18 protein-coding genes, 2 rRNA genes and 2 pseudogenes (1 of these 22 running past the window's edge) are annotated in these 22,912 nt (G+C 69.4%); 13 read left to right on the top strand and 9 right to left on the bottom strand.

Annotation, left to right across the window (positions count from 1 at the left end):
• From OV079_RS00510 to OV079_RS53390, 3 genes and pseudogenes are all read left to right on the top strand, one after another.
• Nucleotides 1-2,708: ribosomal RNA gene (locus tag OV079_RS00510) — 23S ribosomal RNA — on the top strand (it extends 234 nt beyond the left edge of the window).
• A gap of 165 nt (nt 2,709-2,873) precedes the next feature.
• Nucleotides 2,874-2,990 (top strand): 5S ribosomal RNA (gene rrf, locus OV079_RS00515).
• Nucleotides 2,991-3,164: 174 nt separating this feature from the next.
• Nucleotides 3,165-4,354, top strand: a pseudogene (locus tag OV079_RS53390) (MFS transporter).
• A gap of 325 nt (nt 4,355-4,679) precedes the next feature.
• Here the strand turns inward: OV079_RS53390 and OV079_RS00525 are convergent.
• Entirely contained in the window at nt 4,680-6,830 is a 2,151-nt protein-coding gene (locus tag OV079_RS00525) for an FG-GAP-like repeat-containing protein (protein WP_267765602.1), read from the bottom strand.
• Between the two features lie 318 nt (nt 6,831-7,148).
• Here OV079_RS00525 and OV079_RS00530 point away from each other — a divergent pair, with 318 nt between their 5' ends.
• Nucleotides 7,149-7,685, top strand: a complete 537-nt coding sequence (locus tag OV079_RS00530) for a hypothetical protein (RefSeq protein WP_267765603.1) — start codon at nt 7,149-7,151, stop codon at nt 7,683-7,685.
• A 351-nt stretch (nt 7,686-8,036) separates the two neighbouring features.
• Here OV079_RS00530 and OV079_RS00535 read toward each other — a convergent pair whose 3' ends face one another.
• Entirely contained in the window at nt 8,037-8,846 is an 810-nt protein-coding gene (locus tag OV079_RS00535; RefSeq protein ID WP_267765605.1) for a dienelactone hydrolase family protein, read from the bottom strand.
• An 800-nt stretch (nt 8,847-9,646) separates the two neighbouring features.
• On the opposite strand from OV079_RS00535, the gene OV079_RS00540 reads away from it, so the two are divergent.
• Complete coding sequence (locus OV079_RS00540) at nt 9,647-10,510, top strand: hypothetical protein (RefSeq protein ID WP_267765607.1); 864 nt, start codon at nt 9,647-9,649, stop codon at nt 10,508-10,510.
• A 59-nt stretch (nt 10,511-10,569) separates the two neighbouring features.
• Here OV079_RS00540 and OV079_RS00545 read toward each other — a convergent pair whose 3' ends face one another.
• On the bottom strand, nt 10,570-11,160 hold the full coding sequence (locus OV079_RS00545; RefSeq protein WP_267765608.1) for a cysteine hydrolase family protein: 591 nt from the start codon (nt 11,158-11,160) through the stop codon (nt 10,570-10,572).
• Nucleotides 11,161-11,456: 296 nt separating this feature from the next.
• Between OV079_RS00545 and OV079_RS57020 the strand changes: the two are divergent.
• Nucleotides 11,457-11,648 (top strand): annotated as a pseudogene (locus tag OV079_RS57020) (FAD-dependent oxidoreductase); the annotation flags it as partial.
• 56 nt (nt 11,649-11,704) lie between these two features.
• The gene (locus OV079_RS00550) at nt 11,705-12,823 is read left to right on the top strand and encodes a hydroxysqualene dehydroxylase (protein WP_267765609.1); all 1,119 of its coding nucleotides are present in this window, start codon (nt 11,705-11,707) and stop codon (nt 12,821-12,823) included.
• Nucleotides 12,824-12,851: 28 nt separating this feature from the next.
• Here OV079_RS00550 and OV079_RS00555 read toward each other — a convergent pair whose 3' ends face one another.
• Nucleotides 12,852-13,223, bottom strand: coding sequence for a hypothetical protein (locus OV079_RS00555; protein ID WP_267765610.1), 372 nt, complete (start codon nt 13,221-13,223; stop codon nt 12,852-12,854).
• A 214-nt stretch (nt 13,224-13,437) separates the two neighbouring features.
• Between OV079_RS00555 and OV079_RS00560 the strand changes: the two genes are divergently transcribed.
• Complete coding sequence (locus OV079_RS00560; protein ID WP_267765611.1) at nt 13,438-14,370, top strand: sigma-54 interaction domain-containing protein; 933 nt, start codon at nt 13,438-13,440, stop codon at nt 14,368-14,370.
• A gap of 151 nt (nt 14,371-14,521) precedes the next feature.
• Here OV079_RS00560 and OV079_RS00565 read toward each other — a convergent pair whose 3' ends face one another.
• The gene (locus OV079_RS00565; RefSeq protein ID WP_267765612.1) at nt 14,522-15,109 is read right to left on the bottom strand and encodes a hypothetical protein; all 588 of its coding nucleotides are present in this window, start codon (nt 15,107-15,109) and stop codon (nt 14,522-14,524) included.
• Between the two features lie 220 nt (nt 15,110-15,329).
• On the bottom strand, nt 15,330-16,064 hold the full coding sequence (locus OV079_RS00570; protein WP_267765613.1) for a succinate dehydrogenase/fumarate reductase transmembrane subunit: 735 nt from the start codon (nt 16,062-16,064) through the stop codon (nt 15,330-15,332).
• Nucleotides 16,065-17,133: 1,069 nt separating this feature from the next.
• Between OV079_RS00570 and OV079_RS00575 the strand changes: the two genes are divergently transcribed.
• The 4 genes from OV079_RS00575 (at nt 17,134) to OV079_RS00590 (ending at nt 18,561) form a co-directional block, all read left to right on the top strand.
• Nucleotides 17,134-17,346 carry a helix-turn-helix domain-containing protein gene (locus OV079_RS00575; protein WP_267778422.1) on the top strand — a complete coding sequence of 71 codons (213 nt, stop codon included), beginning with the start codon at nt 17,134-17,136 and terminating at the stop codon, nt 17,344-17,346.
• Between the two features lie 308 nt (nt 17,347-17,654).
• Entirely contained in the window at nt 17,655-17,978 is a 324-nt protein-coding gene (locus OV079_RS00580) for a hypothetical protein (protein WP_267765614.1), read from the top strand.
• 1 nt (nt 17,979) lies between these two features.
• Complete coding sequence (locus OV079_RS00585) at nt 17,980-18,225, top strand: carboxymuconolactone decarboxylase family protein (protein ID WP_267765615.1); 246 nt, start codon at nt 17,980-17,982, stop codon at nt 18,223-18,225.
• Nucleotides 18,226-18,258: 33 nt separating this feature from the next.
• Nucleotides 18,259-18,561 (top strand): carboxymuconolactone decarboxylase family protein, encoded by a 303-nt coding sequence (locus OV079_RS00590; RefSeq protein WP_267765617.1) that lies wholly within the window; start codon nt 18,259-18,261, stop codon nt 18,559-18,561.
• Between the two features lie 60 nt (nt 18,562-18,621).
• On the opposite strand, the gene OV079_RS00595 is transcribed toward OV079_RS00590, so the two are convergent.
• From OV079_RS00595 to OV079_RS00605, 3 genes are read right to left on the bottom strand one after another with little or no spacing between them, the layout of a single operon-like run.
• Nucleotides 18,622-19,161, bottom strand: a complete 540-nt coding sequence (locus tag OV079_RS00595) for a protoglobin domain-containing protein (protein WP_267765618.1) — start codon at nt 19,159-19,161, stop codon at nt 18,622-18,624.
• On the bottom strand, nt 19,158-19,568 hold the full coding sequence (locus OV079_RS00600; RefSeq protein ID WP_267765619.1) for a hypothetical protein: 411 nt from the start codon (nt 19,566-19,568) through the stop codon (nt 19,158-19,160). The genes OV079_RS00595 and OV079_RS00600 overlap by 4 nt, the downstream gene beginning before the upstream one ends.
• Nucleotides 19,569-19,572: 4 nt before the next feature.
• Entirely contained in the window at nt 19,573-20,676 is a 1,104-nt protein-coding gene (locus OV079_RS00605) for a roadblock/LC7 domain-containing protein (RefSeq protein ID WP_267765620.1), read from the bottom strand.
• Between the two features lie 981 nt (nt 20,677-21,657).
• On the opposite strand from OV079_RS00605, the gene OV079_RS00610 reads away from it, so the two are divergent.
• Nucleotides 21,658-22,377, top strand: coding sequence for a hypothetical protein (locus tag OV079_RS00610; protein WP_267765621.1), 720 nt, complete (start codon nt 21,658-21,660; stop codon nt 22,375-22,377).
• The last annotated feature ends 535 nt before the right edge of the window (nt 22,378-22,912 follow it).

Genomic DNA, 22,912 nt, shown 5'->3' on the forward strand with positions numbered 1-22,912 from the left:
ACTCCGCTAGTAGTGGCGAGCGAATGCGGATTAGCCCAAACCTGCAGGTTTCCTGCAGGGGTTGTGGGGGCCCGACATGGGACTGTAAGAGCTAGCAGAACGGCCTGGGAAGGCCGGCCATAGACGGTGAGAGCCCGGTATGCGAAAGTTCGAGCAGCCCTAGGGATTCCCCGAGTAAGGCGGGACACGAGAAACCCTGTCTGAAGCTGGGAGGACCATCTTCCAAGGCTAAGTACTCCTTGGTGACCGATAGTGTACGAGTACCGTGAGGGAAAGGTGAAAAGAACCCCTGCGAGGGGAGTGAAAAGAATCTGAAACCGTGTGTTTACAAGCAGTCGGAGAGCTATGGCCGCAAGGCAAAGCTCGACGGCGTACCTTTTGTATCATGAGCCAACGAGTTGTGGTCAGCGGCAAGGTTAAGCCGATAGGCGAAGCCGAAGCGAAAGCAAGTCTGAGAAGGGCGTCTAAGTCGCTGGTTACAGACCCGAAACCTTTGTGATCTATCCATGGGCAGGCTGAAGCGCGGGTAAGACTGCGTGGAGGGCCGAACTCACCATAGTTGAAAATATGGGGGATGACCTGTGGATAGGAGTGAAAGGCTAATCAAACTGGGAGATAGCTGGTTCTCGCCGAAACATATTGAGGTATGGGGTCAGTCGATTTGCATCGGGGGTAGAGCACTGGATGGGCTAGGGGGACCACAATCTTACCGAACCCAACCAAACTCCGAATACCGATGACAACAGGCTGGCACTCAGGCAGTGAGAGCTAAGTTTCATTGCCGAGAGGGAAAGAACCCAGACCGGCAGCTAAGGCCCCCAATTCATCACTAAGTGGTAAAGGATGTGGGAGCGCTCAGACAGCCAGGAGGTTGGCTTAGAAGCAGCCATCCTTTAAAGAAAGCGTAACAGCTCACTGGTCGAGCGAACCTGCGCCGAAAATTCAACGGGTCTAAGTGATGAGCCGAAGCTCCGGGTCTATCGAAAGATAGGCGGTAGGCGAGTATTGTCTGCGCGGTGAATGCGTACGGAAACGAGCGTTGGAGTGCAGACAAGAGCTGATGTTGGCATGAGTAGCGATAAACCGGGTGAAAAACCCGGTCGCCGTAAACCCGAGGGTTCCTGGGTAAAGATCATCTTCTCAGGGTTAGTCGGTCCCTAAGGCGAGGCAGAAATGCGTAGTCGATGGGAAGCAGGCGAATATTCCTGCACCAGCACGGATGGTTTTGTAAGGTGGGACGGAGGAGGATAGCCGAGCGACCTGATGGATGGTCGTTCAAGCCGGTAGGCGGCTCGCGTAGGAGGCATCTGGCCACAAACGCGCGGGCAACGCCGAGAGGTGATGAGGGTCGCCGCAAGGCGGACAACTCGGTGAGTCCAAGCTTCCAAGAAAAGCATCGTACAAGTGTACCGCTGTGCTGACCGTACCGTAAACCGACACAGGTGGGTGGGGAGAACATCCCAAGGCGCTTGAGAGAACTCGGGTTAAGGAACTCGGCAATTGACACCGTAACTTCGGGAGAAGGTGTGCCCTTGAGGGTGACGGGCCTCGCGCCATGAGCCTTTGGGGGTTGCAGAGAATCGGGGGTAGCGACTGTTTACCAAAAACACAGGACTCTGCGAAGTCGCAAGACGACGTATAGGGTCTGACGCCTGCCCGGTGCCGGAAGGTTAACAGGAGATGTCAGCGCAAGCGAAGCATCGAATCGAAGCCCCGGTAAACGGCGGCCGTAACTATAACGGTCCTAAGGTAGCGAAATTCCTTGGCGGGTAAGTTCCGTCCTGCACGAATGGCGTAACGACTTCCCCACTGTCTCGACCCGGGACTCAGCGAAATTGAAATCGGGGTGAAGATGCCCCGTACCCGCGGCAAGACGGAAAGACCCCGTGAACCTTTACTGCAGCTTGGCACTGGTTTTCGGACTTGTCTGTGTAGGATAGGTGGGAGGCTATGATGTGGGGCCGCTAGGTTCCACGGAGCCAACGTTGAAATACCACCCTGAGAAGTCTGAAAGCCTAACCGTGACCAGTGAGCCTGGTCCGGGACACTGCCTGGTGGGTAGTTTGACTGGGGCGGTCACCTCCGAAAGAGTAACGGAGGCGCGCAAAGGTTCCCTCAGGCTGATTGGAAACCAGCCGAAGAGTGTAAAGGCATAAGGGAGCTTGACTGCGACTCATACAAGAGGAGCAGGCACGAAAGTGGGCCTTAGTGATCCGGTGGTTCTGAATGGAAGGGCCATCGCTCAACGGATAAAAGGTACTCCGGGGATAACAGGCTTATCACGCCCAAGAGTTCACATCGACGGCGTGGTTTGGCACCTCGATGTCGGCTCATCGCATCCTGGGGCTGTAGTAGGTCCCAAGGGTTTGGCTGTTCGCCAATTAAAGCGGTACGCGAGCTGGGTTCAAAACGTCGTGAGACAGTTTGGTCCCTATCTGCCGTGGGCGCAGGAATCTTGAAGTGGAGCTGTCCCTAGTACGAGAGGACCGGGATGGACAGACCCCTGGTGTTCCGGTTGTTTTGCCAAGAGCATCGCCGGGTAGCCATGTCTGGAACGGATAACCGCTGAAAGCATCTAAGCGGGAAGCCAACCACAAGATGAGGATTCCCTGAAGGTCCGTCGTAGACGACGACGTTAATAGGCCGGGTGTGGAAGCGCGGCGACGCGCGGAGCTAACCGGTACTAATCGACCGTTCGGCTTGACCTTGGGCACCGTCCCGTGTGGCGGTTTGCAGTCCGAGGTTCCGAGCGACACCTGCACAAAGGCCGTAATGGCCCGCTCCAAATCGGAGCTCACTTCACAGCACGATCTCTTGCGAGGCGATTCGATGGCTCCGCCGTCATCTCTCCTCGCCGCTCGTCGACAAGTTTTGCTGGTGGCTATAGCGGAAGGGCCACACCCGATCCCATCCCGAACTCGGTCGTTAAGACTTCCAGCGCCGATGGTACTGCAGGGGAGACCCTGTGGGAGAGTAGGACGCCGCCAGCGCTATGCCCCCTTCGTAAGAAGGGGGCTTTTTATTTGGGTCCCGCGCGGCCGCGGTGGCGCTCTGGTCGCGTCGAGGCCACGCCTGCGGTGGGCTCCCGGGCCACCCTCGGCTCGCCGCGAGAAGCCGAGCTGCGCCGCGCCCGCGGTCGTCGGGGTCGATATACTCCGCGCCGCGTGAGCACCGTGTCACCCCGCATACCCACGCCGTCCCTCGGGGTGCTGGCGGCGATCAGCGTGTGCCACGGCATGAACGACCTGATGCAGTCGGTGCTGCCGGCGGTCTACCCGCTGCTCAAGGACGCCTATCGCCTCGACTTCGGGCAGATCGGCCTGATCACGTTCGCCAACCAGGCGACCGCTTCCTTGCTGCAGCCGCTGATCGGGGCGTTCACCGACCGGCGGCCCCAGCCGTTCTCGCTGCCGATCGGGATGGCGTTCACGCTGGTCGGGCTGTTGCTGCTGTCGGTGGCGCCGGCGTACGCGACGATCTTGCTGGCGGTCGCGCTGGTCGGCATCGGCTCTTCGGTGTTCCACCCCGAGTCGTCGCGCGTGGCCAGGCTGGCGTCCGGCGGCCGTCATGGGTTCGCGCAGTCGCTGTTCCAGGTCGGCGGCAACGTCGGCTCGTCGACGGGGCCGCTGCTGGCCGCGTACATCGTCTTGCCCTACGGGCAGCAGAGCATCGCCTGGTTCGGGGTGACGGCGCTGGCGGCGATGACGATCCTGATCGGCGTCGGCAAGTGGTACCGCGGGCAGATCGCCGACCACCTGAAGACGCGCGCGAACGTCGTCGGCGCGCTGCCTCGCGGCAAGGTGCGCACGGCGCTGATCGTCTTGGTGCTGTTGGTGTTCTCGAAGAACATCTACCTGGCGAGCCTGAGCAGCTATTACACGTTCTATCTGATCGACAAATCGGGGTCTCGGTCCAGAGCGCGCAGATTCACCTGTTTGTGTTGCTGGCGGCGGTCGCGGCCGGCACCTTCATCGGCGGCCCCGTCGGCGATCGCGTCGGTCGCAAGTACGTGATCTGGGCCTCGATCCTCGGGGCGCTGCCGTTCACGCTGCTGCTGCCGCACGCGAACCTGTTCTGGACCGAGGTGCTCTCGGTGATCATCGGCCTGGTGCTGGCGTCGGCGTTCTCGGCGATCGTCGTGTTCGCGCAGGAGCTGGTGCCCGGACGCGTCGGGATGATCGCCGGGGTGTTCTTCGGCTTTGCGTTCGGCGCGGGGGCGCTCGGGGCTGCCCTGCTCGGGCAGCTCGCGGACGCGACGAGCATTCAGTTCGTGTTCACGGTCTGCTCGTTCTTGCCGGCGATCGGGCTGTTGACCTGGTTCTTGCCGGACATCGGGCCGGCGAAGCGAGGTTGAGGCTCCGCGGCGAGACGGCGATCTCCGCGCGCAGGTCGGGGTCGAGTGCCTCCTGCCGGATCTCGTGGTCTGCCCGCCGCGACGCGGGATGCTCACAGCGCACGACCTCGTCGCGGGGGCGTCGATGGATTCACGTGGTTCGAGCTCGCCGGGCACGAACGCGTCGGCGGGGCTCGAGCTCGCGGTACGTAGGAGGTCCCCGCTCGCGGAATTCGAGCACATGGGTTGGCAGCGCTCGACCTCGTCGAGGGGGCGTCGATGGATCGCATGGTTCGAGCCCGCCGATCAGGAACGCGTCGGCGGGGCTCGAGCTCGCGGTGACAAGTCACTGCGGGCGGCGTCGGCGGCGGGCTCCGAGCGCGAACAGCAGCAGCGCGGCGCCGGCGGGGTCGGGGCGGCCGGATTGCGTGCAGGCGCAGCCGGCTTCACTGCCCTCGGTCGCGCCTCCGCTGTCGCTGGCGCCGGCCGTGCTGCTCGCCGCGTCGGTGGTCGCGGGCGGGCTCGCGTCGGTCGTCGATGCTTCGTCGCCGGTGCTCGATGGGCCATCGCCCGTCGTGGGCGCATCGCCGGTGGTCGGTGTCTCGCCGGTGGTGGCCGGTTCGCCGCCCGTGGTGTCGTCGGGCGGCGGGTCCGGTGGGGCGGGCGCGTGCACGAGGGCGAGGTAGGCCCGGGTCGCGCCGCCCTTGCCCGCGTCCCAGGCGATGAGGTCGTGCGAGCCGCTGGCGTCGATGTCGGCGAGGAAGTAGCGGTTGTCGGCGGACTCGCTCGGGCCGGCGTTGACCATCATCGGGCTGGGGTCGAATCCGTCGGGTCTGCCGAGATACAGCTGCGGGTGGCCCTGGCGGAAGCTGGAGCGCCAGAACAGCTTGTCGGCGCGGCCGTCGGCGTCGACGTCGGCGTGGAAGAAGCGCGAGGCGGCGACGCCGCTGGTGCCGCCCGTGTGCTCGGCGAGGAGCGTGAAGGTGCCGTCGCCGACGCCGGCGTAGACCCGCGTGCGCCCCTCGACGGCATCGGGGTCCCAGACGATCTTGTCGGCGAGGCCGTCGCCGTTCACGTCTGCGAGATCCATCCGCGCGTCGGTGTTGGTGCTGGCGCCGGGGTCGTCGTTGACGAGCTCGGGGTCGAATTCGCCGTCGCAGCGCGACAGCGCGACCCGGGATCGTCCGTCGAGGGCGCCCGGATCCCAGGCCATGCGGTCGGCGCAGGCGTCGGCGTCGATCCGCGCGAAGTACAGCCGAGCGCCCGCACCGTCGACGACGTCACCGCTGTCCGCGGAGGCGGCGAAGCTGCCGTCGCACAGGGCGCGGCCGACTCGTAGGGCGCCGCCGTCGGCGTCCCGTTCGATGCGGTCGGCGCAGCCGTCACCGTCGACGTCGGCGAACCACATTCCGGCGTCGACGGCGGCGCCGATGACAGGGTCGCCGAACTGGCCGGTGCCGTCGCTGGGATAGACGCGCAGGAGATCGTCACCGGACTTCCACACGAGCTTGTCGGCCGCGCCGTCGCCGGTGACGTCGGCGAAGGCGAGCGCGGCCCCGGACGCGTCGCCTCTGTCGTCAATCAGCGGATCGGGGCCGAAGGGGGCGGTGCGGATGGTCGCCAGCACCGCGAAGTGATCGGAGGGCGTGATGCCGTCGACCTCGCGGCGATCGACGAGCTGGTGGTAGGTGGTGGCGTCGGCGATCTTGGTGAAGATGTAGTCGAGGCGCGAGAAGTTGTTGCTGGGAGATTTCCAGGCGCTGTTGAAGGTGGCGGTGTCGGCGGAGGTTTCGCCCGAGTGGCGGGCCGAGCGGGCGAGCCGATAGGTGGTTTGCAGGGCCTCGAGCAGCTCGACGATGTCGTCGTCACCCGAGGCGCCGGCGGTCTGCGGATCGGAGTTGAGGTCGCCGAACAGGACCACGCCGAGCCCCTCCGACTGGGCGCCGATCAGCGCGTGCAGGGCGTCTGCGGCGAGGTTGCGGGCCTCATAGCAGGCGTTGCCGTGGGCGACGTGGGCGTTGACGATCAGGTAGCCGCGTCCGGACACGAGGTCGCGCAGCTTGACCCACGCGGCGGTGCGTCCGTTGGCGTTGTCGAAGCAGGCGTGATCCTCGGGGTAAGGGTTGGGGATGCTGATGTTGCCCTGGCCGTCCTCGGGCGGCACGACGAGTCGCTCGAAGCGCGCGCGGCGGAAGAAGATGGTCTTGGGGCTGCCGTTGGTCGGCTGGAACCTGTCGTAGGCGGCGTCGAAGGCGGCGACGAGGTCGTCCTGAATGATCTTGCTGCTCGACTCCTGGACGCCGAAGATGTCGGGGTCGTTGTCGGCGATGACCTCGATCACGCCGGGGCTGCGGTTCTCCCAGGTATAGGCGCCCGTGTCGGCGGCGTTGACCTGCCGGACGTTGTAGGTCATCACCCGAAACGGCTCGTGCAGCGGCTCGGCCGCCGCCGCCGACGAGGCCGCACCGGCGAGGAGCAGAAGGGCGCAGGAGCTCACGGCACGTCGAATTCTCGGCACCCGGAGACCTTAGGCCGAGACGCCGCGAGATGGAATCCCGGCGCGCGCCAAGGCCCGCAGACGGAGACCCGATGGTCCGTGCGCCGACCTGCGGGTCGTCGGAGACTGCCGCGATTCGTCAATCACAGGACAGGCTCGGGGCCGGCGGCCCGCTGCGCGAGAGTCGTCGGAGACACACGCGGCGACAGGCGCCGGAATCGTCGACCCGACCGACGAATCGGACGAGCCGGGGCCGCGGGTCGGGCGCTGTGGACATTGGGCGCTCTTGCAGGCGGCGTTTCGTGGTACGTAGCCGGCATGATGACCGTCGACGACGTGATCCAGCGTCTCCGCAGCGAGGGCGACGTCGGGAGGTCGTGGTACGAGATCTATCGCGACCCGCGCCCGCTGGAGCCCGCGGCGCTCGCCCGGCTGCGCCTGCCCGACGGTTCGGAGCTGCCCGCGGAGCTCGCCGCGTGGCTCGCCTACGACGCCGCGTGGTTGCCGTTGCTCGACCCGTCCGCGCCGCTCGCGGCGCCACGCCTGAACTTGAGCCCGCTGCGCGAGATCCTGGCGCGGTGGCTCGTGACGTCCGCCGACGGCGCGCAGGACCCCGCCGATCCCTCGGGCGCGGAGCTCCTGGCGGCCTGGATCGACCTGCTCCCCGAACGCGGCCTCGCCGAGGCCCCGAGCCTCGAGCTGCCGATGTCGGGCAGCCAGGAGCACGTCCTCGTGCTGCGGCCCGGCCGCGAACCTCGCGTGCTCGGCTGCGACCGGCGCTACGAGTTCTGGTGGAAGTACGACTCGTTCGGGCAGTTCCTCGCTCACTGGTTCGGCTACGAATCGATGGCGTGATTCGGGCGACGTCGGTCACCGCAATGATAAATCGAGAAGGCTCGCGGGACGCGAGGTTCGTCCGCGCCGTCGTCGCAATGCGCGGACGAGGGGTCTCGCGAACACGACATGAGTCTCGCGCTGAAATCGCCAGCGGTCCGTCGCGGGCGAAGGCGTGGTCGAGTTGCAGCTTGACCTCGCGGATCGCGTCGCGGCGCGCCTATGGTTGTTCGCCGGCGCCGTCGTCGCAATGCGCGAACGAGGGGTCTTGCGAACACGACATGAGTCTCGCGCTGCGATGGCCAGCGGTCAGTCGCGGGCGAAGGCGTGGTCGAGTTGCAGCTTGACCTCGCGGATCGCGTCGCGGCGCGCCTAGGGTTCGGTGCCCGCGTGCGCCTCGCCGGTGCCCGAGGCGGTGAACGCCAGGCCGGTGTGCGGGCGGAGCGGCTGGGCGGGCGCGTCGAAGCCGTGGAAAGCGCCCGGATACTCGACGAGGTCGATCATCCGCGGGAACCGCTGCGCCAAGCGTCGACAGGGCTCGGCGGGCGTCCAGTCGTCCTCGGCGCCGATGAGGATGGTGAGGGGGATCCGCGGCCGCCAGCTGCGATCGGCGAGGAAGCGCTGGCAGCCGGGGTAGAACGCCACGGCCTTGCGGACCTCGACCCCGGGCGGGCGGCGCCGGTCCGCGAGCAGCAGCACGCTGGTGGCGCCATGCGACCAGCCGAGCAGGGCCAGGCGCTGGCCGTCGACGAAGGGCTGGCGCGCGAGCCAGGCGATCGCGCCCTGGACATCGCGGGCGCGCCGACCCACCGACACCGGGCGCGGGCGGGTCTTGCAGACGTTGTCGACGCCGCGCGAGCGGAAGCTGTCGGGGAAGAACACGACGTAGCCCTGGCGGACGAGGCGCTGGGCCCAGTCGTCGTGGCGGGCCGACAGTCGCTTCGGCGATTCGGTGCTGAACAAGCCGCTGCAGCCGTGCAGCGCGATCACTGCGGGGAAGGGTCCGGGGCCGGCCGGGCGGTAGAGATAACCGGCGAGCGACGTGTCCTGGCGGTCGTCCGAATTGAACTCGACGAGCGCGGGCTGCTCCGCCGCGGCGAGCGCCGGCGCCGACGCGAACCACCACGCGCACAGGGCCGCCAGCGAGCGGCTGCGCGTGACTCCTGCGATTCGTCGGAGCATCTGTTCCGGGGAGAAATCGTAGCACCGCGGCGCGCCTGGGCCGGGCTCCGCGCGAAAATGCTCGCCGCTCCGCGAGGGCCGACCGCCCCGCAGTCACCTCGTGAGGGCCTCGCGGCGGCGGTTGCGGCTCACGCCACGCTCGGGGGCGCCGCCGCGAGCGCGCGGGCCGGGGCGGAGAGCGCGGGGAGCGACGCCTCGCCGGGGAGCGAGCGCGCGTCGCGGAGCTGCACGCCGGGCGCGCCAGCCGGATAGACGGGAGCGGTGCCCCGTTCGTCGTCATCCGCGATGCACGGCGCTCGTCGGCGCGGCGCACGAAGCCAAGCGTGAGGCGATGGCGAGCTCGCCAGACGAGATCCACGAGGCTCGTGGGCGATGCGCACGAAGCCAAGCGTGAGGCGATGGCGAGCTCGCCCGTCGAGTTCACGAGGCTCGTCGATGCTGCGCACGGAACCCACGCGCGAGGCGATGCCGAGCGTGCCCGGTCGAGATTCACGAGGCTCGTCGGCGTCGGGCAAGGGACCGAAGCGACGCGCTGTCGGGCTCGCCATGGGCTATGTACATAGTCATCGAGACCATGTCCCGCCGAGGTCGGCATTCGTCGTCCCCACGACATCCGTGCCCTGGTATGGCCCGCGCGTCGCGGTGCGACCGACGGCGCGCACCCCCGCGCAAATGCAAACGCTGACAGGGGCCCCGCCGAGGCATCGATCACGTCGATAGGTGTTTGCGCCCCCCGGTGGCCAGATGCTATCGTCAATTGCTTCCGCTCCCTGCTTAACCACTTACCTGAAACGCACACCATGATTAAAGCCAACCTGTCCCCCATGGCCCTGTCGCTGGCGGTGTTGTTCGCCTGCAACCCCGACAAGAACCCGATCGACAGCACGACCGACGAGCCGAGCACCGAGAGCTCCGGCACCGACTCGACCGCGGGCGACCCCACGGGCGACCCCAGCGGCGATCCGACCGGCGACGAACCGATCGCCACGACCACCGAGGGCGACACGAGCACCAGCGACCCGACCGAGGGCTCCGGCGACACCACCGGCCCGGTCGACGGAGGCCCGGCGTGCATCGACACGCCGACGGTCATCGCCGTCGACGCCGACACGCCGCTCGGCAACACCGCCCAGGGGCTCCTGGCCGACAAGCTCGGCCCGCGCTCGACCCTCCTGACCTTCGCCGAGGAGCCGCTGACGCTGGCCGACGCCTGGCGCGGCGTGACGCTGCCGCTGTCCGTCGAGCTGCGCTACGAGGGCGGCGAGATCCGCTGGGTCGACTCGGAGATGAACCCCGAGTACGGCGGCGAGGGCTTCCCGGGCGAATGCCTCGATCGCCTCGAGGTCGACGTCGGCTTCGACTTCGTCACCGAGGGGCTCGAGTTCGACGAGCACCGCGACGGCGTGCTGCAGTTCTTCGACGCCGAGTCGGCCCAGCTCCGCGTCGAGCTGCTGCCGCCCGGCCTGAACGGCTCGCTCGACCCGGCCTCGCTCTACAAGGACGAGGAGCCGCAGTGGATCGTGACCGGCATCGAGATCGGCGCGACCTTCCAGGGCGCGGCCCTCGGCGGCTCGCTGCTCAACGAGGTCAAGGTCGGCGACGACGAGGAAGGCTTCGCCGGCTTCGGCAGCGTGGCGTGGTGGGGCGACCCGATCGACCCGTGACGATGATCGGCGGCCCGCCGCCCGCGCGTCGCATCGACGCCGGCGGCGGCCGCTCAATGTCATGACTCGCGCCGGAGGTCGATCGACTGCGCCGGCGCGGTGTCGACGCGCATCGACTCGCGCATCAGCTCGAGGGCGCGGCGATTGTTGGCCTCGTCGACGGAGGCGATGCAGTCGCCGGGGGCGCGCAGCTCGAAGCCCCGCATGTAGGCGTCCATCGCGGTGAACAGCACGCAGAGGTCGCCGGTGATGCCGGTGAGGATCAGACAGCGCGCCTCCAGGTGGGCCAGCAGGACCTCGAGGGAGGTGCCGAGGAAGCCGGAGTGGCGCGGCTTGAGCACGAAGTAGTCGCGCTCCGCCGGGGCCAGCCGCTCGGCGATCGCGGCCCCGGCGGTGTGGCCCCGGACGTGCTGGATGACGCGGCGGAAGTCGGAGCGCCAGCGGCCGAAGTTGTCGTTGACGTAGATGACCGGCACCTCGGCCGCGCGCGCGCGAGCTGCCAGCGCGGCGATCCGCCCGGCGGCCGCCTCGGCCTGCGGCCGCAGCCGCTCGCCGTCGGGGAAGTCGAAGCCGTTGATCATGTCGATGATCAGCAACGCGTAGTGACATCCCTTCTCGTCGTCGTCGGACAGGTTGGGCGCGTCGGACATCGCGGCGATCCTCGCCGCTGTCATGCACCATTTCACACGCGCGGCAACGCGGAGGCGGCGCGCGACGACGAGGCCCGCCGAAAGGCCCGCGAACGGCCTCGTACGCGGTCGTGACCGCTGTCCGCGTCGCATGCGCGAGAACGAACTGCGCGCCCGCTGCCCGGGTTTTTCCGCGGTCGTGCGGCCCGCGGCCTTCGCCGCAGATCCGCGCGCCGATTGTGACGACCTCGCCGCGTCCTCGCCGCTCGCCGGACCGCGGCTTGTCGGGCCGCGATCCTCGGGCACACCCACAGTTCATGCTCCCGCGCCAAAACCCCCGCGTCGTCATCGCCGGCGGCGGCCTCGCCGGCCTCGCCTGCGCCAAGCAGCTCGCCGAGGCCGGCCTGCCGGTCACGGTGCTCGAGAGCCAACCCTACCTCGGCGGGCGCGCCAGCACCTTCCTCGACCAGGACGGCGAATGGGTCGAGCAGGGGCTTCACCTGTTCCTCGGGGCATATTCACAATCCGGGCGCTGCTCCGCGACATCGGCCGGCCGCCGCGCGAGGTGCTGTACTGGACCGACGACCTGCGGTTCGAGACGCCCTCGGGTCCTTCGGCGCTGTTCGGCACCAACCCGCTGTACGCGCCGCTGCGCACGCTGCTCGGCGCGCTCGGCAACAACGATTATCTGGGGCCGCTGGCCAAGCTGTCCCTGCTGCCGCTGCTGGCCCCGGCCGCGCTGCCGGAGGCGCTGCTGCGGCGCTTCGATCGCCTCACCGTGGTCGACTGGTGGCGGCGCGCGAGCGGCTCGCAGCAGGCGCTGGAGCGGGCCCTGCGGCCGTTCTGCCGCGCGATCCAGTTCACCGACGCGGAGCAGTTCTCGGCCTACAACCTGCTCGGCTGGGCGCATCAGACGCTCATCCGTCCGCTGCGGGCGCGGCTCGGCGGCTATCGCGGCGCGCGTGACTCGCAGATCTTCGCTCCGCTCGCGGCCTGGCTGAAGCAGCGCGGGGTCGAGATCCGCACCAAGGTGGCGCTCGACGAGATCGTGTACGACGAACAGGCGGGCGCGATCACCGGCTTCAAGCTCGTCGGCGGCGAGCTGCTCGAGGCCGACATCTACGTGGTCGCCCTGCCGGCTTGGTTGTTCGCGCCGAAGATCCCGACGCCGCTGCGCGGCCTGCCGTTCTTCGCCGACATCCTCGATCTGCCGACGGCGCCGGCGATCTCGGTGCAGCTGTGGTTCGACCGCGTGGTGACCCGACGCGACGGCTTCACGATGGTGGCCGGCAGCAATTGCCCGGTGTATCAGGACCAGTCGCGCTACACCTATCCTTACGCGCAGGGCAGCCGGATCTCGGTGATCGTCAGCCCCGCCGATCCGCTCATGGATTGGGAGGAGGCGGCGATCGTCGCCCACGTGCTCGCCGACCTCGGCGCCGCCCATCCGCAGATCGCGGCGGCGAAGGTCGTCAAGCAGGTGGTGCTCAAGCACAAGCAGCACCTGATCCGCCCGCTGCCCGGGGCGATGACGCGGCGGCCCCGACAGGCCACTCCGGTCGAGAACCTGTTCCTCGCCGGCGACTGGACGCAGCAGGAGTTCTTCGGCTCGCAGGAGGGGGCGGTCCGCGGCGGCAACGCCTGCGCGCGGGCGCTGCTCCGCGCGGTGGATCGCGGACTATGAACATAGCGCGCGCGGCCGCGGTCGCGCGTCAGTTCGCGCCGCTCGCTCGCCACTTCAGAGCGTCGACGATCGTCAGCGTCAGATCGAGCGGCGAGAAGCTGGGCGGGAGGTAGCGGCAGCGGGTCGAATCGCCGGTCGCGCGCTGGTCGCGGAGCGAGCCGGACTGCGGCACGATCACGATCGACGCCTGCGACGGCATCTCGCGCAGCAGGGTGAGCGGGTCGACGCCGGCGCCGATGCACAGCGCCTCCTCGACGACCGCCAGCCGGAGCTCGTGGGCGCTGTGGTCGCCCATCTGGGCGGAGGTGGGGACCCCGTAGTGCTCGTGCACGGCGAAGCCGAAGCGGCGCAGCAGGTCCCCCACGTGGGTCAAGCGGGCGCCCGCGCCGATCAGCAACACCGCTCCGAGAGTCGTCTTGGCGCCTTGAAGGCAGGTCACGCCCCCTGGGCTGCAGCAAGCGTGCCACGCGCAGGATTCGGCCGCCCAGGGGCTCCGAGGGGCCTTCGGGGTGCATTTCCGGGACGGGGCGACGAAACGGGCGTATCTTTGCCCGCGCCATGGCGAAGAAACGACAGACTGTCGCCGCTTTGCTCCGATTTTGCAGTCCACCGCCATGCGCAAGCTCGATCGGGTGCTGCGATCCGTCGCCGACAAGCAGGTGATGCTGACGTTCATCGGCGAGAGCGGGGTGGGGAAGGAGGTGCTCGCTCGCCGGGCGCACGAGCTGTCGGATCGGCGCAACGGGCCCTTCGTGCCGATCAACTGCGCGGCGATTCCGGAGTCGCTGTTCGAGAGCGAGTTGTTCGGTCACGAGCGAGGGGCGTTCACCGGCGCCAGCGAACGGGCGCGCGGCAAGGTCGAGGCGGCCGACGGCGGCACCCTGTTCTTCGACGAGATCGGCGAGATGCCCGCGCCCATGCAGGCGAAGATCCTCCGCTTCCTCGATAACCGCCGATTCATGCGAGTCGGCGGGACCACCAAGCTCGAGGCCGACGTGCGCTTGATGTGCGCCACGTTGCGGCCGCTCGCCCAGGACGTGCGCGCGGGACGGTTTCGCGCCGATCTCTACTATCGCATCGAGGGCGTGACCCTGCAGGTCCCGCCGCTGCGCGAGCGTCGCTCGGCGCTCATGCCGCTCATTCGCCAGTTCATCGCCGAGACGACGACGCGCCACCGGGTCGAGCCGCCGCGGTTGACCCGGCCGGTGCGCGCGGTGCTCTTGCAATACGACTGGCCCGGCAACGTCCGCGAGCTCCGCAACGTCATCGAGCGGCTGTGCCTGCTGCGCGGCGGTCGCCAGGTCCGGCTGCACGATCTTCCGGAGCACATGCACGCGCAGGCGCCGGGCGAGCTCGCCGTCGCGCCCGGGCCGCTGGTGCTCTCGCTCGACGACGGCCTCGACGCGATGGTCCGCAAGATCGTCGAGGCCACGTTGATCGAGGCCGGCGGCGATACGAGGCGGGCCGCGACTCGCCTGCGGATCAGCCCGCGGACGATTCAACGCTATATCGCCACCGGCCAGGTCCGCGTCCAGGTTCCGGGGTGACGCGGCGCGAGGCGCCCCATCGAGGCCGAATCGCAGTCACCGAGCCAGGCTCGACGCAGCGCGAGGCGGTCCGCGTGCGAGTGCGGTCGCCCCGTCGAGGGCTGCGGACGCGGGCGCCGAGGTGCTTCGGTCGCGGGCGGGTCGCAGGGGCTCAGGAAGTGGGCGCTGCCTGGGGGTTGGAGACCAGGTCGCCGGGGACGAAGCCCGGGCATTGGGTCTGCACGCGGCGGCATGCCTCGCCGGGCTCGGGCTCCTTGCTCGGCATCTCGTCCTTGTACTTGCCGATGTTCCCGCAATCGAGCTCCATGTAGAACGACTTGAGCTCGGTGACGACCTCCTCGATGCAGGCGTCGAGCTCGCCGACGGTCGTCTTGCAGGTGGACCAATCGATGGCGCAGGTCCTGTCGTCCGACTCGACGTGGGCGGGCTTTTCGGGCGCGGCGAGGCACTCGTCGCGGGCGGTGATGCAGGCGTCGACGCTGCCGTCGTGCAACGTCGACGAGAGCACGATGCCCTGCAGCGAGCACACCGCACGGCGGATCTCGTCCGCCTCGATCTCGTGCGCGGAGTAGGTCGCAGTGGCCTCGCAGAGCTGCTCTTGCTCGGCCGCGCTCAGCTCGGAGACCTTCTTGTTCGCGGGCAGGTCGGAGATGGTGGAGTGGGCGGTCGCCCCGTCCTCCTTGCACGCGAACAGACCGAGCAGGGCGACGAGCGGCAGCGGAGAGAGCTTGGTAATCATGGCCAGCGACTATGCGCGGCTTCGTCGAGTTGGCAACCGCGCGAGGCCGCCGTCCGGCCGAGCCGCCGGGCTGCGGGGCGAGCGGGCGGCGCGGTGAAGCGTGCTGGACAATCGTCATTTACCGTGAGGTGATTTCAGCGAATTGACGGGACTCTGACCGGCCCTGGTGCGAATGGTCGTGAACGGTCGATGCATGGAGCCGCCGGCGCCGGAGGTGCCGTCAGCGCGCCGGCTGTGATGGTTCGGCCGGGCCGCTCGAGACGCCGAGGTCGACCAGCAGTCGCGCGTAGGGGCTGGCGACGGCGCGGTCGCGGACGTCGTGGAAGGCGCCGGCGAAGCCGGCCATGCCGAGCACCAGGGCCGCTGCGCCGACGAGCCAGAGGCTGGCGACAACCCGGCCCGAGCGCACGGCCGCGGGGACCGGCAGGCCGATTCGTGGCAGGGCGAGGGCGAGGCCGTTGAGGCCGTGATAAAGTCCGGCGAGCGAGAACAGCAAATAGTAGGGGAAGAAATAGGCGAAGAACCACACGAGGGTGTAGGCGACGCCGTCGAAGCCGGGGAACACGCCATACACCAGAGAGGCGCCGCGGGTGGCGAGCGTGTGGCCGAACACGAAGACGAGCAGCACGATCGCGGTGATCCGCTGCCAGCGCGCTCGCGGGTGATCGGAGGCTTTCTGGCCGCGCCGGCGCCGTCGGGCCATTCGCCACACGCTGACGACGATATGCACGAGCAGCGGACCGAGGACGCACGCGAGCTCGACGAGCGGCGCCTGGTAGGCCGTCCTGAGCCGGCCCTGAATTTCGTCGTACACGTCGGGCCCGGCGGCGGCGAACATCTGGTTGACGAGGTGGGCCAGGAGGAACAGCGCGAACAGGGCGCCGCTGGCGGCCTGAACACGGATGAGCGCGCGCTCGCGCGCGGCGTCGCGGGAAGGGTCGGTCGCGTGACTCATGCAGGCACGACGAGGCAGGGGGTCGGCGGCGTGACAGGCAAAAATCGCGCGTGGGGTGGGCGGTGAACCCCATGGGGGCAGTCCGCGAGCCGGCGAATTGCCGGCGCTGGCGAGCGCGTCGTCGACGCTGTGAGCGGGTCACTGCGGGTGCTGCGGTGCAGGATCTCGCGGCGTCGGTGCGGAGGACAGACCCGCGAGGTGGACAGGAGCTGCCGGCGCGTCTTGACGCTCGCAGTACGGCAGAGATCGCGGGCTCGATCCGCGGCGCCAGGGCGGTGGTGATGACCTCGTCCGCGTCGATGGCCGTGCTTGCGAGGCGGCGCGGCTGCTGCGCAGCGCAGCAGCGACGGCGCTGGCGAGGAGCTCGTCCGCGGCGATCGTGCGCGTCGCGGAGGACGGATCGTAGGTGGCTCGCGCTCGCAAGCTGCCGCAGCGTGCAGGGCCCGGCGACGCGCTGCTCTCGTGCAGGTCGGGGACGTCGTGGGGGCTCGAGCTGTCGCAGCAGCAAGCAACCTCCTCGCGGCGCGTCGGACCTTGCGTCGCTGCAAGCGTCGGGCGTGACGACGACGTCGGCACGCGTCGGCCGCTCCGACGACGCGATCGACCGGGCCGCGGCGGCGTGCCGACCAGGGCATGAGCCGCCGGTCGCTCCGTCCGAGTTGCGGCGGGCGTGCCGACGACGTCGTCAGGCGCTCGCCGCTGCGGCCGCGTCGTCGGCCGCGCCGAGCGGTCGCAGGGGCCTGGCGTCACCGCGGATTGGCATTGCTCATAATCGCGCGTGTCGCCATAGTTCGTGGATGTGGGACTCGACCGATCTCGCAGGCGACCGGCGACGGCGATCGGACCGCCGCGGGCGGCGATGAATCTTCGTGAAAGTCGCGTGTAAGGGCGCGGGGAGCCCGCTGGCGGCCGCTCGTGGGCGGGGCCTCGCGGACGCGACGCCGGCACAGACGGCCGTAAAAGCGGGGCTGGAACGGTCGTGAGTTGCCGCCGCGGCTCCGCTTGATCCGCGCGAGAACACTCCGTTGCGATATACACATCGTCACACGGAGTACGGACCTTGCCACAGATGATTTTGGAAGACTTCAACCTCGAGAACGCCGAACGCCGCCTCTGCAACGAGGCGCTCACCACCGCCGGTAACATCGTCGGCGCGGCGTCTCTGCTCGGCATCACCCGCCACGCGCTCAAGCGGCGGATCGTCAAGCTCGGCCTCGAGTGGCCGCGTCGGGCCGGTGAGTCCGCCGCGGTGTCGGCGTCGGCGTCGGCGCACACGAGCTGAGCGACCGCCGCGTCCAGGACTGGCGTCCTGGCGGCGCGGACCGGCCCCGCGGCGCTCCTCGACGGGCGCCGCACGACGGCGGCACCGGACCTCTCCGGCTGCGCCGAACCTCGCCCCTCGAGCGGCTCCGGTGTCGATCCAGAGTTCTGCTCCGAAGTACATGTCCTGAAGTTCAGCAGGTCCCGTGGGCGCGAGCGCGCCCCGCCCGTCCGAGCGAGTCTCGGAGCGGCGGGGCGGCTCGGGCCGGCAGGGCGTGGGTCGCCCCGCGCCGCTCTCCCGCCGTCGGCCGGCTGTGGCATGCTCGCGGCATGCACGAGGTCGATCGTTTCAGCGCGCTGCGGAGCGCGGTCCAGCAGGCGATCCTCGGCCGCGACGGCGTCACTGACCGCGCGACCCGCCGGCGCGCGTACGACGGCGAGGGCGAGCCGGGGGCGATCGCGGCGTACGTGGCGACGGTGCAGCGCGACGCGTACCGCGTCGACGACGACATGATGGCGGCGGTGCGCCAGGCGGGGCTGGGCGACGACGCGATCTTCGAGCTCACCGTGGCGACGGCGGTGGGCGAGGCGACGCGGCAGTTCGACGCGGCGATGGCGGCGCTGGCGACGGCGCTGGCGGAGAGCGAGGGCTGACATGCGGATCCCGTCGATCGAGGCGCCGCGCGGCGTGCGAGAGAAGTTGATGCTGGCGCTGATCCGGGTGCTCAGCGGGCACCGGGCGCCCGATGTCGTCCGCACCCTGCGCTACCGGCCGGAGATGTTCGGCGCGCCGATGGGCGCGCTGTTCCAGGAGGTGCTGCGCGGGCCGTCCGAGTGGTCGCTCGGCGAGCGCGAGCTGTTCGCCGCCTGGGTGTCGAAGAAGAACGAGTGCGAGTTCTGAACGCGGGCCCACGGCGCGGTCGCGTCGAAGGTGATGGGCGACGAGACGGTCGCGGCGGCGCTGGCCGACCCCGACGGCGCGGCGCTGTCCGAGAAGGTCAAGGCGACGCTGGGCCTGCTGACGAAGGTGACGCGCGCCCGCGAGTCGCTCACCGCGGCCGACGTCGCGCCGGTGCTGGCCGCCGGGGTGTCGCGCCAGGGGGTGATCGACGCGCTGATGGTGGCGTTCGCGTTCAACGTGATCACCCGCCTGGCCGACGCCTTCGAGTTCGAGGTGCCGTCGCAGGCGTCGTTCGACGCCTCGGCGAAGATGCTGCTGACGCGCGGCTACAAGTGAGCGGCGCGCGGGCGGGCCGACGTGACATGTCCCCGAGGACATGTCATTCCGGGCCGTGACTCAGCGGGCCTGGGCGATGCAGCGCTCGATCAGCTTGCGGCTCATGCCGGTGAAGCGGCACAGGCGGTCGACGCGATCGTCGGCGTAGGCGAGGTTGATGATCATGAGGTCGAGGTCGAGGATCTTGAGCAGGCTGCGCCCGGCGGCGGTCCGGCGGGCGGGATCGTCGGCGTGCGCCTCGATCAGCGCGAGGCCCTCGCCGCGGAGGAAGCTGGTGACGGCCTCGACCCACCACGGGCGCACGCCGACGCGCACGTGGGCGAGGCCGATCCGCCAGCGCTCGGCGAAGTAGCGCTCGCCGTAGTCGCCGGCGAACAGCTCGTTCAGCCAGCGCAGGTGGGTCTGCTTGAGCGCGTCGACGCGGCCGGCGATGAGCGCCGCCTGCTCGGGGTCGGCGGCGAGCTTGGCGTAGAAGCGATCGGTGAGCTCGGGGCCGTGGGTAGCGAACAGCGGGGCCAGCTCGCGCAGGCGCGCGGCGTCGTCGGCGTCGAAGCCGATGAAGCGCTGGATGGCGGCGTAGATCTCGGACGTGTCGGTCATGGCGTGTCCTGCGGGGCCGCAGCGCGCGTGAGCCAGGGGCTGAGCAGCGCCAGCAGCTTGCGGGTGATGAGATTGGTGTGGCGGCGCCAGGTGCGGCCGCCGGGGACGAATACGACGAGGAACAGCCGCGGCACGCAGTCGCGCGCCAGCGGGCGAATGACGACACGACCGGCGTCGGGCGCGGCGAGGGTGAGCTCGTCGACGCCGGCGAGGCCGAGGTCGCGAACGGCGCGGTTGACGATGTCGTCGAACAGGCTGGTGAGCCCGGCGGCGACGTCGCTGCGCGCGTGCTCGCCGGCGGCGGCGACGAGCAGGCCCTGGTCGGTGCAGACGAGCGACAGCGGGTAGCCGCCGCCGCGGTTCATGCCGCCCAGGAGCGTGGTGAGCTGGGCCTCGACGCCGAGCATCGGGTCACCCGAGCAGGCGGCCGATCTCCTTCGCCGCGCGCGAGATGTCGAGGAAGACGAGGCCGAGCTTGGCGGCCTCGGTGGCGAGCACGGTGAGCACCGCGTCGGCGCCGGTGCGGGCGAGGATCGCAAAGCCCTGCGAGCCGCGGACCATGACCAGCGAGAACTCGCCGCGCGCCAGCTCGCGGACGATCCGCTCGCTCATGCCGAGGAGCGCCGCGCTCATGGCGGCGACCCGGTCGTCTTCGACGTCGGCGGGCAAGGCGGAGGCGATGAGCAGGCCGTCGTTGTCGACGACGGCCGCGGCCTCGATGTCGGGGGTGGTGGTGGAGAGGTTGCGCAGCAGCTTGCTTATCTGTTCGGAACGGGTCATCGGACTTCCTCCGGGTCGGGCCCGGCCTCGGCGCGACGCCGGGCGAGGACCCGCAACTTGTTGGACCGCGCGATCGTCCGGGCGGCGGGCGAGGGCGCGGCGGAGCAGCGCTTCGGCGGCGTCGAACTCGCCGCGGCGGGTGAGCTCGCGGCCGCGGTCGACGAGGTCGTCGTAGTCCTCGCTGTCGACCACCGCGAGCGGGGGCGGGCGCCGCGGGACGCCGTGCACGCGCTCGACGAGGCCGAGGCGCAGGGCGTCGAGGGCGGCGTCGATCACCAGGGTGGTGATGCCGGGGTGGGGGTCGACGAGCTCGGCGAGGCTGCGGCGGCCGTCGAGCTCGAGCACGATCGGGTCGAACGGGCCGCCGGTGGGCTTCCACGGCTTGTCGTCGACCCGACGCAGCACGGTGTCGGCCAGCCGCTTCCACTCGTCGCGCAGGCGATAGGCGTCCATCAGCGCGAAGGGGACGTTGTCGCAGGTGCGGTCGCCGGCCGGCTCGCCGCGCGCCAGGACGAAGCGGCCGCGGTCGTGGAAGGCGAGCTCGCGCAGGGCCTCGACGCCGGTGAGGCGGCCGCAGGCGACGGTGCCGACATGACCTTTGAGCAAGCTGATCTCGCCGCGGCCCTCGATGCGCAGCCAGCCGCTGATGGCCTCGACCTGCGCCAGTTGCAATAATGAGACGAGGCTCACGTCGCGCAGGTCGCCGCGCAGGAGTTCGGTAGATCGGGGGCGCAACGCGCGTATGGGCTCTATCACCGCAATCTCCGGTCGACAGCCAATCGATGGACTGCACTGTATCACCAGCGATACGCGATACCAGGGAGTCGTGCCGGCAAGACTTGCGGGGCGCGTGAGCTGGACCGGACACCGTCCGCAGCGTGTGCGCGCGAGGTGGACCTGCCCCGGCGTCATCGGGGCGAGCCGACAGCGCAGGGACACGGCGCCGCGACGCGAGGTCGCACGGCTTGAGACGGGAATGCGCACTTCCGCGGGGCGGGGACAGCAGCGAGGTGGATCGGAGACGCGAGGGGAGTGCGAGGAATTGGCGAATGCGAGGATGTGAGCGGATGAGGCGGATAGTGAGACGCGCGGAGGTGCATCGAGGGGACGAATGGTGGATGAGGCGAGTGCGCGAACGCTGCGGAGCCGATTGGATAGCGATGAAGCGAGATGGAAAATGTAGCGAGGCGAAGGGGAGCGGTGAATGGGACGCAAGCGGAGCATCGAGGCGAGAGAGGATGGCTCGCGGGCCTCGGCGGCGGAAAAGGGGCGGACGGAGCGTCGGCGTGAAGCGAGGTTGCCTCGCGGCCCGCGGCGGTGAATGGAAAGCGAGCGGAGCGTGGGAGTAAAGGGAGAGAATGCTCGCGGCGGCGAATGGAAGGCGAGCGGAGCGTGGGAGTGAAGAGGGAGAATGCTCGCGGCTCGCGGCGGCGAATGTGAGGCGAGTGAAGCGCAGGGGTGAAGCGAGGGAGAATACTCGCCGGCTCAAGGCGGCGAATGTGAGGCGAGTGGAGCCTCGACATGAGCGGCGGGGGCGATAAAGGTGATACGGGGGTAGACGGCGGACGTGGCGAGCCACGAGCCGGCGAGCGAGGCGCCCCGGGCGGGCGAGAACCGGGGCGCGGCGGGGTCGACCCGCGCGGGCGGGCGCTCGTGCGCGCGGCGAAGATCGTTGCGAGTCGGGAATAGCCGGGCGGTCATCGGGTTCAAGGTCGCATGCTCCCACGCGGACTCGCGCTCGCGTCGCTCGTCGCGGCAGGCTGTAGTACCCACCTCTCACCGCTGCACGAGGCGCCGATCCACCTGCCCGCGCTGCCGGAGGCTTCGGGCCCGCCGGTGCCGCTGCTCGTGTGTCGATTCGACGACCTGCGCGGCGACCGGTTGATGACGACCTCGCCGGTGGGCCTGATCCCCGGGCCCAATCTCCTCTATATGGGGAACACGATCCACTACGTCGACCGCGGCGGGTTCGCGGGCAGCAAGAACGGGCGACCGCAGGTCCGCTCGGGCGATCTACAGACGGCGCTGCCGGACCTGCTGGCGGCGACGATCCGCGAGGCGCGGCCCGACTGGCCGATCGAGGTCACGGCGTCGCCGGATCGCTGTCGGGCCGGCGGCGACGCGAGGTATGTGATCGACGGCGCCATCCGCCGCACCGACCTGCGCCTGCACAGCAATGCAGTACCGCTCGGAGTGCTGGGGCTGCTCGGGGTGCCGTTCACGTTCCTCTCGTTCGACGGGGAGCTGGACGTGGAGATCCGCCGCGCCGACACGGGGGCGATCGCGTGGCGCCACGGCTTCCGCATCGACGAGCGCCGCGCGGTGGGGCTGTACTACGGGCACAAGGCCGCGTATACGCTGTTCTCGTCGCTGCTGCAGGAGACGGTGGCGCACAGCGTCGCCAGCGCGATCCACATCGCCGAGCGCGGAGCGTGAGCGCGCGGCGCAAAAAGGCCGAGGTCGCGGCGCGCTCGTGATTCAGGACGGTGCGTGCGAGCGACAGGGGAATGGGAGGAGCGCGCGCGCTGGGGTCCGGATGCACCGAGGCGATTCGCCCGTCGTCCGGCGCGCCTCGAGGGCATGATTCATGCGGGACTCGCGGGCGCGAGTCGACGCTCCGCGAGCCGCACACCGCGTCGCCCCGACGGACGAAGGCGGACCGGGCATCCGACGATGAATGCCAGGAGCGCCTCGCCCGGTGTCCTCGACGCGAGCGTCGGGCCGTGGCCGGGTCGATGGCGGCGAATTGTCGCAGCGCGGAGGTGCGCGGGAGAGATGTCTTTTAAAACATGCGGTCAATCGACCGCGGGACGGCGCACGTCAGGCACGATTCACGGCGGCCGCCGATGATTCGGCCAGGTGCTGTCTGTGGGCCGCAACCTCGGGCGTCGCTGCAGATTCATGGCAGGCCGAACCGGTTGCGTCTGGTCCGCGCGCCGGTTACCGTCGGAACGTGCGGGCCCATTCCTTT

The sequence above is a fragment of the Nannocystis pusilla genome, from assembly GCF_026626665.1.
GTDB lineage: Bacteria > Myxococcota_A > Polyangia > Nannocystales > Nannocystaceae > Nannocystis > Nannocystis pusilla.